Source organism: Actinomadura sp. NPDC000929 (assembly GCF_040492065.1).
Lineage (GTDB): Bacteria > Actinomycetota > Actinomycetes > Streptosporangiales > Streptosporangiaceae > Spirillospora > Spirillospora verrucosospora.
Genome location: NZ_JBEUPA010000213.1, coordinates 1 through 11050, shown reverse-complemented (window position 1 = coordinate 11050; position 11050 = coordinate 1). Strand labels below are relative to the sequence as shown.

The 11050-nt window shown below is 72.3% G+C and carries 11 protein-coding genes; 5 read left to right on the top strand and 6 right to left on the bottom strand.

The features are described from left to right. Positions 1 to 289: NUDIX hydrolase (locus tag ABWI04_RS39440; protein ID WP_353835585.1), on the bottom strand; the 289-nt coding region annotated here is incomplete at its 3' end. 11 nt (positions 290 to 300) lie between these two features. Continuing rightward, a complete protein-coding gene (locus ABWI04_RS39435) occupies positions 301 to 882 on the bottom strand; it encodes an HD domain-containing protein (protein ID WP_353835584.1) in 582 nt (193 codons plus the stop codon). A gap of 572 nt (positions 883 to 1454) precedes the next feature. Between ABWI04_RS39435 and ABWI04_RS39430 the strand changes: the two genes are divergently transcribed. Further along, positions 1455 to 2195 (top strand): tyrosine-type recombinase/integrase, encoded by a 741-nt coding sequence (locus ABWI04_RS39430; RefSeq protein ID WP_353835583.1) that lies wholly within the window; start codon positions 1455 to 1457, stop codon positions 2193 to 2195. Here the strand turns inward: ABWI04_RS39430 and ABWI04_RS39425 are convergent. Next, positions 2192 to 3091, bottom strand: a complete 900-nt coding sequence (locus tag ABWI04_RS39425) for a 1,4-dihydroxy-2-naphthoyl-CoA synthase (protein WP_353835582.1) — start codon at positions 3089 to 3091, stop codon at positions 2192 to 2194. The two genes, ABWI04_RS39430 and ABWI04_RS39425, sit on opposite strands and share 4 nt — an antisense overlap. 112 nt (positions 3092 to 3203) lie before the next feature. Between ABWI04_RS39425 and ABWI04_RS39420 the strand changes: the two genes are divergently transcribed. From ABWI04_RS39420 to ABWI04_RS39410, 3 genes are all read left to right on the top strand, one after another. Further along, positions 3204 to 4367, top strand: coding sequence for an AMP-binding protein (locus ABWI04_RS39420; protein WP_353835581.1), 1164 nt, complete (start codon positions 3204 to 3206; stop codon positions 4365 to 4367). Positions 4368 to 4419: 52 nt separating this feature from the next. Continuing rightward, positions 4420 to 5457 carry a cation diffusion facilitator family transporter gene (locus ABWI04_RS39415; RefSeq protein WP_353835580.1) on the top strand — a complete coding sequence of 346 codons (1038 nt, stop codon included), beginning with the start codon at positions 4420 to 4422 and terminating at the stop codon, positions 5455 to 5457. A gap of 254 nt (positions 5458 to 5711) precedes the next feature. Beyond that, a complete protein-coding gene (locus ABWI04_RS39410) occupies positions 5712 to 7067 on the top strand; it encodes an RNA polymerase sigma factor (RefSeq protein ID WP_345183916.1) in 1356 nt (451 codons plus the stop codon). Between the two features lie 79 nt (positions 7068 to 7146). Here ABWI04_RS39410 and ABWI04_RS39405 read toward each other — a convergent pair whose 3' ends face one another. From ABWI04_RS39405 to ABWI04_RS39395, 3 genes are all read right to left on the bottom strand, one after another. Next, positions 7147 to 8334: an esterase-like activity of phytase family protein gene (locus tag ABWI04_RS39405; protein ID WP_353835579.1), complete on the bottom strand. Its 1188-nt coding sequence runs from the start codon at positions 8332 to 8334 to the stop codon at positions 7147 to 7149. A 92-nt stretch (positions 8335 to 8426) separates the two neighbouring features. Next, positions 8427 to 9314 (bottom strand): ABC transporter permease, encoded by an 888-nt coding sequence (locus ABWI04_RS39400; protein WP_353835577.1) that lies wholly within the window; start codon positions 9312 to 9314, stop codon positions 8427 to 8429. 2 nt (positions 9315 to 9316) lie between these two features. After that, on the bottom strand, positions 9317 to 10300 hold the full coding sequence (locus ABWI04_RS39395) for an ATP-binding cassette domain-containing protein (protein WP_353835576.1): 984 nt from the start codon (positions 10298 to 10300) through the stop codon (positions 9317 to 9319). Between the two features lie 116 nt (positions 10301 to 10416). On the opposite strand from ABWI04_RS39395, the gene ABWI04_RS39390 reads away from it, so the two are divergent. Then, complete coding sequence (locus tag ABWI04_RS39390; protein WP_345183925.1) at positions 10417 to 10944, top strand: MarR family winged helix-turn-helix transcriptional regulator; 528 nt, start codon at positions 10417 to 10419, stop codon at positions 10942 to 10944. The last annotated feature ends 106 nt before the right edge of the window (positions 10945 to 11050 follow it).

Below are 11050 nucleotides of genomic sequence, written 5' to 3'. Positions count from 1 at the left end.
CCCCCACCACCCGACAGCGGAAGACGAGCGACACCACTCCGCGCTTCATGTTCTTGTAGACGCCGGTCAGTTCGCCGGCCTCTACACGGACCCCGGTCTCCTCCAAGACTTCCCGGACGACCGTTTCGCGCGGGTCCTCTTCGAGTTCCACGACGCCGCCCGGCTGCACCCAAGCCCCGTTGTCTCGTCTCTTGATCACGAGGAAACGTCCGTCGTCGCGAATGACCGCGCCGCCCGCGCTCACTGAATGGCGCGGCAGGTCGGACGGGTAGGACCGTCCGTCGTTCATGGGATACCCACCTATTTGCGACCGTAGTTCGCGACGATGTCGTACCACCAGGAACTCGGTGCCACCTCGAGCGCAGCGCTTGCAAGAGCCTTCCCGGTCGGGGTCCTCATGGCGTCGACCATCGTGTCCACCCACGGCTGCACATCCGCGTACCCCTGGGCCTGATATTCGCGGGCCTGAAGCAGGCATTCCAGCTTGTCGGCGTCCTTCGCGCACCGCGCCTCCGGAGTCGCCTGCTCTTCGAACTCTCCGGTCAGGGCTCGGATTCGGTCCGCGAGATGTTCCGGCAGCTGGGCAGTCTGGTCCCGGATCACATCTGTGTCGGGCGCCATCGACACGTATCGCTTCCCCGTGGACGGAACGTCGCCCTGCCGGGTCTCTGGGAAGTCGTGGAACAGGCAGAGGGTGGCGACTCTCTCAGCGTCGGCGCCTTCCACAGCGCCGATGACGTAGCCGATGACCGCGGTGCGGAAGCTGTGCTCGGCGACCGTCTCCGGGTTCTTCACACCGGCGATCCACCACCCCTGCCGGGCAGACCTCTTCAGGTGGCCGGCTTCGTGCAGGAAAGGCACGATCTCGCGGGCGTCAGACATGGGTTCTCCTTGAGGGGTTCGCGGCCATGCGCGCCGCGTAGTTGATGTTCTCTGGTTCGCGCCTGCTCTGGTTGGCCACGTCGAGGTCCAAGAGCTCTGCTGACTGTGCGCGGGCCTGGTCCGCTAGTTCGGGGTCCTGCATCAACAGTGTGGGTCGGCGCTGGATGAGAGACGACGCGGCGCATCGAGGCGGAGCGGGAGTGGCGGCGGGCGCTGCGGCAGAAGGTGTGGGAGGCGCGTCAGGTCCGCGACACCGCAGCCCGCGACCGTGCGCTCGCTGAGATCGCGGAACTGCCGCCGCCGCGCCGGCCTGTGGGCGCCTCGACCCGGGCGCAGATCCACGCGACCCTCCGCGTCGCTCTGTCAGATGCCGCCACTCGTCACCGTGAACGTCGCGAAGCTCATCCGCATGGGCGGCGGTCGCCGCCCCAAGGCGGTCGTGTGGACGCCCGAGCGGGGTAGCGGCTGGTTCGACACCTACACCGCCGCCCTTGAGGAGGCTGGCGAGCCGCCCGAGTCGCTCGACGCGGGCGTTCAAGCTGTGGCGATCGCTGCCACGCCCGTCCCGGGCGATGGTGTGGACACCCGAGCAGACCGGCGCGTTCCTCGACGCCGCCGCCAAGTACCGGCTGTACGCCCTCTACCACCTGATGACATTCGCGGGGCTCCGCCGCGGGGAGACGTGCGGGCTGGAATGGGCCGACGTCGACCTCGACGCCCGGGAACTGTCGCTGTACATCCAGATCGTGCACATCACCTACGCCGGGGTTGAGGAAGCCGACCTCAAGAGCGACGGCAGCAAGGGCACCATCCCGTTCGACACCGCGACCGGGCAGGTGCTGCGGGCGTGGCGGGCGCAGCAGCGCGAAGAGCGCCTCGCGTGGGTCCAGTCGGGGAAGGTTTTCACCCGTGAGAACGGTGAGCGGCTGCACCCCGACCACGCGTCCGCAGAGTTCCAGGCCATCGCGTTCACGGCGGGGCTCCCATCGATCCGGCTGCACGATCTCCGGCACGGCGAGCTGATGCTTGCCGGAGGCGCGGACATGAAGCTGGTGCAGGCGCAGCTGCGGCATTCCTCCATCGTGTTGACCGCGGACACCTACACGAGCGTGTTGCCGGACGTGGCGAGGGAGGCGGTGGAGGGTGGCGCGGCGATGGTCCCGAGGGCCGCCGCGGCAGGCTCAGCGAGCACTTCCGGGCTCCCCTCCCGCGCAGGGCGGGGGCGTGACACCGCTCAACCGCACGAATCAGCAGGTCAGAGCTTCACGGATGCCGCGCCCCACGTCCCCAAAAGATCGCGCCCCGGGTCCTAGTAGTACCACGGGAAACGCGACCAATCGGGATCGCGCTTCTCCAGGAAGGAGTCCCGTCCCTCGGCGGCCTCGTCGGTGCCGTAGGCCAGCCGCGTCGCCTCCCCGGCGAACACCTGCTGCCCCACGAGGCCGTCGTCGACGAGGTTGAAGGCGTACTTCAGCATCCGCTGCGCCGTCGGGCTCTTGCCGTTGACCTTCCGCGCCCACTCCAGCGCCGTCGCCTCCAGCTCGGCGTGCGGGACGACGGCGTTCACCATGCCCATCCGGTGCGCGCCCTCGGCGTCGTACGCGTCGCCCAGGAAGAAGATCTCCCGCGCGAACTTCTGGCCCACCTGCCGCGCCAGGTACGCCGACCCGAACCCGCCGTCGAAGCTCGCCACGTCCGCGTCGGTCTGCTTGAACCGCGCGTGCTCCCGGCTGGCCAGGGTCAGGTCGCACACCACGTGCAGGCTGTGCCCGCCCCCGGCCGCCCAGCCCGGCACCACGCAGATGACGACCTTGCCCATGAACCTGATCAGCCGCTGCACCTCCAGGATGTGCAGCCGCCCCGCCCGCGCCGGGTCGATCGTGTCCGACGTCTCGCCCTCGGCGTACCTGTAGCCGTCCCTGCCGCGGATCCGCTGGTCGCCGCCCGAGCAGAACGCCCAGCCGCCGTCCCTCGGCGACGGCCCGTTGCCCGTCAGCAGCACGCAGCCGATGTCGCTGGACATCCGCGCGTGGTCCAGCGCGCGGTACAGCTCGTCCACCGTGTGGGGACGGAACGCGTTGCGCACCTCCGGGCGGTTGAACGCCACCCGCACCGTCCCGTGGTCGACGGCCCGGTGGTAGGTGATGTCGGTGAAGCCGAACCCCTCGACCTCTCTCCAGGCGTCCGCGTCGAACAGCTCCGAGACCATGTCTTCCTCTCCGTCGGGCGACCGCGCCGCGGCCGGGGCGCGGCGCTCGGGCACCATTCAACCGGCCCCGCGTTTGAACGCGTTCAGCGGGGTCGTCTACGCTGATGAGATCATGGATCGCCCGCTGCACGCCGTCGTTCTGCCGCCCGGCCCCCGCCTGCTGGACGCCCTCGCCCGTGCCCTCGACGGCGGCCCCGCGATCTGCCCCCTGCCCCCGGACCTGCCCGAGCCCGCGCTGCGCGGCCTCCTGGACGCGCTGGCCCCGGACGCGATCGAGACCGCCGGCGGCACCGTCCCGCACTCCCCCGGCGGCGGGCACCCGCCCGTCGACGCCGGCACGGCGGTGCTCATCGCCACGTCCGGCTCCACCGGCGCCCCCAAGTTCGTCGAGCTGACGGCCGGCGCGCTGCGCCATTCCGCCGCCGGCACCCTCGCCCGCATCGAGGCCGGGCCCGGCGACCGGTGGCTGTGCTGCCTGCCCACCAGCCACATCTCCGGCGTCCAGGTCCTCGTCCGCTCCCTCGTCGCCGGCACCGACCCCGTCATCGCCCCCCGCTTCGACGCCGCCGCCGTCGCGGCGGCCGAGGGTCTCCACGTCTCGCTCGTCCCCACGCAGTTGCGCCGGCTCCTGGACGCCAGCGCCGACCTGTCGCGGCTCGGCGCCATCGTGCTCGGCGGCGCCGCCGCCTCGCCCGGCCTGCTGGCCGAGGCCCGCGGCCGGGGCGGGCGCGTGTTCACCACCTACGGGATGAGCGAGACCTGCGGCGGCTGCGTCTACGACGGCACGCCCCTGGACGGCATGCGCGTCGCGCTCGGCGACGACGGCCGGATCCGCCTCGCCGGCCCCTCGCTGTTCACCGGCTACCGGCTGCGGCCCGAGCTGACCGCCGCGGCCAGGGACGGCGACTGGTTCCTCACCCAGGACCTCGGCGCGATCGAGGACGGCCGGCTGCGCGTCCGCGGCCGCGTCGACGACGTGATCAACACCGGCGGGGAGAAGGTCGTCGCGGGCGAGATCGCCACCGTGCTGTCGCGGCACCCGAAGATCCGCGACGTCGTCGTGGTCGGCCGCCCCGATCCCGAGTGGGGCGAGCGGGTCACCGCCGTCGTCGTCCCCGCCGGGCCCGGCCTGCCGGAGCTGACCGAGCTGCGCGCGCTCGTGCGCGAGACGATGCCCGCGTACGCGGCGCCGCGCGAGCTGGAGCTGGTGGAGGCGATCCCGCTGCTGGCGTCCGGGAAGCCCGACCGGGCCCGGCTCCGCGCCTGCGCGCTCTGACGGAGGGCCGCGCCGCGCATGGCACGGTGACCGCCGGGGCAGAGGACGGATCATGGCGGCACAGAGCGGGCAGCAGCGGACCGAAGGCCGGAACGACGGCGGCGCCCAGGACGAGAGCCTCCTGACCGTCGTCCTCGCGTTCGCCGCCAACCTCGGCATCGCCGTCGCCAAGATCGTCGCCGCACTGATCACCGGGTCGGCGTCGATGGCGGCGGAGGCCGCCCACTCGATCGCCGACACCTTCAACGAGGTGCTGCTGCTGGTGGGGCTTCGCCGCAGCGGGCGCCCCGCCGACCGCCGCCACCCGCTCGGCTACGGCAAGGAGCGCTACATCTGGACCCTGCTCGTCGCCGTCGCGATCTTCGGGATGGGCGCGCTGTTCTCCTACTACCAGGGGATCGAGACGCTCATCGGGCACCGGGCGGCCGGCGAGTCCGGCACGATCGTCGGGTACGCCGTGCTCGCGGTGGCGTTCGTGCTGGAGGCGGTCTCGTGGCAGCAGGCGGTCCGGCAGGTCCGGGCCGCGGCGCGGGCGGAGGACCTGCCGCTGCGCGCCTACATCCGCCGCACCGACGAGCCCACCTCGATCAGCGTCCTGCTGGAGGACTCGGCGGCCCTCATCGGGCTGCTCATCGCGTTCGGCGGCCTGGGCCTGCACCAGCTCACCGGGTCGGCGACCTGGGACGGTGTGGGCTCCCTGCTCATCGGCGTCCTGCTGACCGCCGTCGCGCTCGTGCTCGGCCGGATCAACCTGAACCTGCTGATCGGCTCGCAGGCCGACCCCCGGATCGTCGCCGACGTCCGCGCGCGCCTCGGCCGGGCGGACGAGGTGGAGTGGGTCGTGGACATCGTCACCGTGACCTTCGGCGCCGACCGCGTGCTGGTCTGCGCCCGCCTCGACTTCCGCGACTCCCTCACCGCCGCCGAGGTCGAGCGCGCCTGCGTCCGGATGGCCCGCGAGCTGCGCGGCGCGCACGAGGAGATCGACGAGGTGTTCCTCGAACCGGTCCCCCGCGACGACCCTGAGCTGCGCGAACGGGTCATCGCGCGTTATGGTCGGACATTGCGGCCTAAGGATTCAGGAGCGTAGTGGTCTATCTCACGTCGCCACGACCTGGGGCCTTTACGAAGTAAGGTAGAACCGGATCGGTTCGGGCGGTGTGAAACCGCTGGCCGTGGGCACCACGACCGTCTGGATCGCTCCTCCACGATCCCCCGCGGAGCGCCGCCCGGCGACGAAGCCGGGAACAACAGGCCCGTCCTGCGACGTTCCGTTAAGTGCGTGCGCCACGAGCGAACACAATCCGCGCCGCACTCACACACCGAAGGGAGGGGGGTGTCCCCATGCCGCGAAGCGCCGTCGAGACCCCGCTCACGGAGTCGCCGAGCCCCGCGCTCAACGACCTCCTCAAGCGTGGCCGCGCCCACGGGCGCCTCTCGCTCGACGAGGTGAGGGGGGCCTTCGAGACCGCCGGGATCAGCCCGGCCCAGGGCCGCTCCATCCTGCGCGAGCTGTCCGAGGCCGGCATCAGCCTGGCGGGCGAGCCCGACGCCGTCCGCAAGAGGGCCGCGGCCGCCGACCACGCCGGCGGGGAGACCGCCCAGGACACCTCCGGCGCCGCGGGCGCCGCCAGGAAGCGCACCGCCCGCAGGGGCGCCGCCAAGACCACCGCGAAGGCCGCCGGCGCGGCGCCGCGGCCCGGCGGCCAGCGCGACGCCTCCGTCGACGAGGGGTTCGACGTCACCGAGGTCGAGGCCGAGGAGACCTCCGCGGACCTGGACGACCAGTCGACCACGATGGGCGACTCCGTCCACACCTACCTCAAGGCCATCGGCCGCCGCCAGCTCCTCACCGCCGAGCAGGAGGTCGACCTCGCCAAGCGCATCGAGGCCGGCCTGTACGCCGAGCACAAGCTGGAGGCCGAGGACCTCTCCCCCGCCATGCGCGCCGACCTGGAATGGGTCGCCGCCGACGGCCGCCGCGCCAAGGCCCACATGCTGGAGGCCAACCTCCGGCTCGTGGTGTCGGTCGCCAAGAAGTACTCCGACCGCGGCCTGTCGCTGCTGGACGTCGTCCAGGAGGGCAACCTCGGCCTGATCCGCGCCGTGGAGAAGTTCGACTACTCCAAGGGCTACAAGTTCTCCACCTACGCGATGTGGTGGATCCGCCAGGCGATCCAGCGCGGCTTCGCCGACTCGGCCCGCACGATCCGGCTGCCCGTCCACGTCCTGGAGATGCTCAGCAAGCTGAGCCGCGTCGAGCGCGACATGCACCAGCGCCTCGGCCGCGAGCCCACCCCCGAGGAGCTGGCCGCCGAGCTGGACAAGAGCCCCGAGCAGGTCCGCGAGCTGCTGCGCACCAGCCGGCAGCCGATCAGCCTGGACTCCACCATCGGCGAGGACGGCGAGACCCGCATCGGCGACCTCATCGAGGACACCGACAGCCCCGAGGCGTCGGAGCTGGTGGACCGCCAGCTCATGGCCGACCAGCTGCGCCGCACCCTCGACATCCTGTCCCCCCGCGAAGCCAAGATCATGGCGATGCGGTTCGGGCTGTACGACGGGACGCCGCGCACCCTGGACGAGATCGGCAAGGCCCTCGGCCTGACCCGCGAGCGGATCCGGCAGCTGGAGAAGGAGTCGCTGTCCAAGCTGCGGCACCCCAGCAACGCCCGCCCGCTGCTGGACTTCGCCGTCTGACCACGCGCCGGGCACGGCACGCGAAGGGCCCGCGGGACCGTCACGGTCCCGCGGGCCCTTGCGCGTCGCGCGGCGGCGGTCAGCAGCCCCGAACGGCGAACGCCAGGAACTGCGTGGCCTCGCGCTGGTCGAAGTTGTCGTCGGAGCCGGCCACCAGCGTGCACTCCCCCGACCTCAGGCGCGGCCCCCACGCCAGCGCCTCCAGGTTCTGCGCGGGATCGGCGTAGCGGCCGAGGTCGGCGACGAGGCGCTTGCGCGCCGGACGGAACCGCCCGCCCTGGTCGAGCCGGTCGCGGCGCAGCACGTCCGTGGCGCCCCGCACGTCGAACTCGTACAGCCGGACCTTGTAGCCGACGCCTTCCAGCCAGGAGCGCTCCAGCGCCAGGAACCGGTGGTCCCCGGCGGCGAGGATCTCCGAGACGCCGCTGTCGGCGGCGCCGGTGGGCGGCCTCGGCGCGACCGGGAGGCGGTCGACGGGGTAGGCGTACTGGGCCGTCACTCGCCCGGCCCGGTCCCACAGGGTGAGGCGGGACATGGCGCCGTGCCGCACGGTCGGCGGCTCCCCGTCCTCGTACCGGGGGCCCTCGGCCATCGCCGCGACACCGTGCGGAGTGAACGTCAGCGCCTCGAAGCCGGCGTTGCGGCGCGGCCCCCGGTGCTCGGCGGTCAGCCGCAGCGACCGCGGAAGGGCCAGCTCACCGGCGTACCGGCCGTCGTGTCCGGCCCACCGCAGCGACATCGGCGCCAGGGGGATGCCCTCGTGCGCCTCGTCCGGGCGGTCGCCCTCGTTGCCCCACAGGACGCGCCGGGACCGCGGGTCGAAGCGGATCGTCTCCGGGTCGACCGACCCCGGCTTGCCGAATCCGGGGTAGGGGCGGCCGTCCGGGCCCCGCAGCGTGGACACCCCGGTGAGCCGGACCCCGGTGAACGCGCCGGTGGCGGGGTCGATGTCCAGGCGGCCGGTGTAGAACCGGGCCGGGTCGTAGCGCCACCGGTCGTCGGAGACCAGGTACCAGGTCCCGGTGCGCGGGTCGCGGTCGATGCCCGACAGCCCGCCGACCGTGGTGCCCTTGAACTTCGCCATGTGGGGAAGCCGCCGCTCCCCCAGGAAACGCGTGATCCGCAACTCCCGCGCCGCGGCCGCGGGCCGGGCCCCGTCCGCGGCCTGCGCGCGGACCGGTCCGTCCACGGTCGCGGCGCCCGCCACCGCCGCCAGTACCGCGGCCGTCGCCGCCGCCCCGCGCCATATCGTCCTGTACCCGTTCACGTTGCCGCCGTCACCCTTCGCGTCCGACCGAGTGCGCTGCGTCGCGCACGCGGCCAGTATCCTTCATCACGGCGGGTGACGGCGGCGTTTCCTCAGTCGGCGCGGCGGAACTCCAGGATGGCCACGCCCATCAGCCCCAGGCCCATGCCGAGGACGAGCAGGATCTCCAGCCAGATCGGGACCACCCAGCCGCCCCAGGTGACGCCCGGGTCGAACGTCCGCAGCAGCTGCGGCGAGACGTCCAGGTGGGAGAACACCGCGTGCCGCAGCGGGTCGACGGCGTAGGTGAGCGGGTTGAACCGGGTCAGCACGGTCAGCCACGCCGGGAGCCCGTTCAGCGGGTACAGGGCCCCGGACAGGAACATCATCGGCATCATCGCCATCTGCATGAGGCCGAAGAACGACTGCATGCTGTTGATCCGCGCGGCCATCATGACGCCGAACCCGGTGAGCGCGAACGCCCCGACGAACATCAGCCCGAGCAGCTCCAGCAGCAGGCCCGGGTCGTAGGGGACCCCGGCGAGGCCGGCCAACGACACGATCACCGCGCCCTGCACGGTCGCCACCAGGGCGCCGCCGACGCACTTGCCGACGACGATCGCGGCGCGGCTGACCGGTGCGACGAGCATCTCGCGCAGGAACCCGAACTCGCGGTCCCACACGATCGACCCGGCGGAGAACATCGCGGTGAACATCACCGACATCGCGCACACGCCGGGGAAGATGAAGGTCTTCAGGTCGACCGACCCCGCGGGGCCGCCGCTGCGGGCCATGAGGTTGGACAGCCCGGTGCCCATGACCAGCAGCCACAGCACCGGCTGGACGAGCCCGGACACCATCCGCAGCTTGTCGCGCCAGAACCGGATCAGCTCCCGGTGCAGGACGATCTTCACGGCGCGCAGGTCCTGCCGCAGGCCGCGCTCGGGCACCCTGACCCGGACGACCTCGGCGCCCGCCGCCCTCTCGGCCGTGCTCGCCATCGTCACCTCCTCATCGCGCGCATCGCGACGCGCATCCCGTCGGTCGCCGAGGCCTCGGCGTCGCGGATGGTGGTGCCGGTGAACGACATGAACACGTCGTCCAGGGACGGCCGCGCCACGTTCACCGACCTGATCGGCACGCCCAGCTCGGCGAACAGCCGCGGGACGAACGCCTCGCCGGAGGCCACCGAGAACGCGACCGCGCCCTCCGACACGACGGCCTCCAGCCCGAACCGGTCCTTCAGCGCGGCGATCGCGGCCTCGTCGTCGGCGGTCTGGATGCGGACCCGGTCCTCGCCGACGCCGGCCTTGAGCGCCTCGGGGGTGTCCAGCGCCACGATCCGCCCCGAGTCCATGATCGCGATGCGCCCGCAGTACTCGGCCTCGTCCATGTAGTGCGTCGTCATGAAGATCGTGATCTCCTCGGCGGCCTGCAGGTGCCGGATGTACTCCCAGATCGACGCCCGGGTCTGGGGGTCCAGGCCGACGGTCGGCTCGTCCAGGAACAGCACCCGCGGGGAGTGCAGCAGGCCGCGCGCGATCTCCAGGCGGCGCTTCATCCCGCCCGAGTAGGTCTGCACCAGGTCGCCGCGCCGGTCCCACAGGTTGACCATCTCCAGCACCTGCCGGATGCGGTCGGCCGTCACCGAGCGCGGCACCCCGTACAGCTCGGCGTGGAAGCGCAGGTTCTGCTCGCCCGACAGGTAGCCGTCGAGCGTCGGGTCCTGGAACACCAGCCCGATGTTGCGGCGGACGTCGTCGCGCTCGCGCACCACGTCGTACCCGGCGACCCGCGCGCCGCCGCCGCTCGGGCGCAGCAGCGTGCACAGCATGTTGATCGTCGTGGACTTGCCCGCGCCGTTCGGGCCGAGGAAACCGAAGATCTCCCCTGGCCGCACGGTGAAGTCGATTCCCCGCACGGCCTCCACGTCACCGAACCTCTTGGTCAGGCCGTCGACCTCGACGGCCGGTCCCCCGTCCGGCATGGGGGCCTCCCTCCGCATGGAGCGAACACCCATATTTTGGGCCACCCAACGGTAGGGATAACCTATTTCTCAGGTCAAGAGAAATAGGACCGGCCAAGAACCCCCAGGGAGCAGTCGTGGAGGACCGGCCCGATCCCCTGTCCGCGTCGCCCACCTACCTGCTGTTCGAGACGGGGCGGCTGGTGCGCCGCACCGCCGCCCGGATGCTCCCCGACGGGTCGAGGCTGCCCCACCTGCTGGTGCTCGGGTGCGTGGCGCGGCACGGGCCGCTGTCGCAGCGCCAGGTCGCCGAACGGCTGCGCATGGACGCCGGCGACCTCGTGGGCATCGTCGACGCGCTGGAGACGGCCGGCCACGTCCGGCGCCGCCGCGACCCCGGCGACCGGCGCCGGTACGCGCTCGACGCCACCGAGGACGGGCGGCTGTTCCTCGGCGCGTGCCAGGACGACCGCGCCCGCCTGGACGAGGCGCTGTTCGAGGCGCTGTCGCCCGACGAGACCGACCTGCTCAAGGAGCTGCTGCTGCGGGTCCTCGCCCACCACGACGAGCGGTTCGCCGCCCCGGACGAGGAGCCGGCCCGCCGGGACGGGACGGGTCAGCGGGCCGCCGCCGGGATCGCGAGCGGCAGCACGGCCTCGTCGTAGCGGCGCAGGACCAGCATTCAGGGCGCCGAGGACGCGGTCCTGCACGGCGGCGTTCTCGAACTCGTCGCTGTTCTCGATGTCGATGTCGATGGCCTTGAGCCCGTAG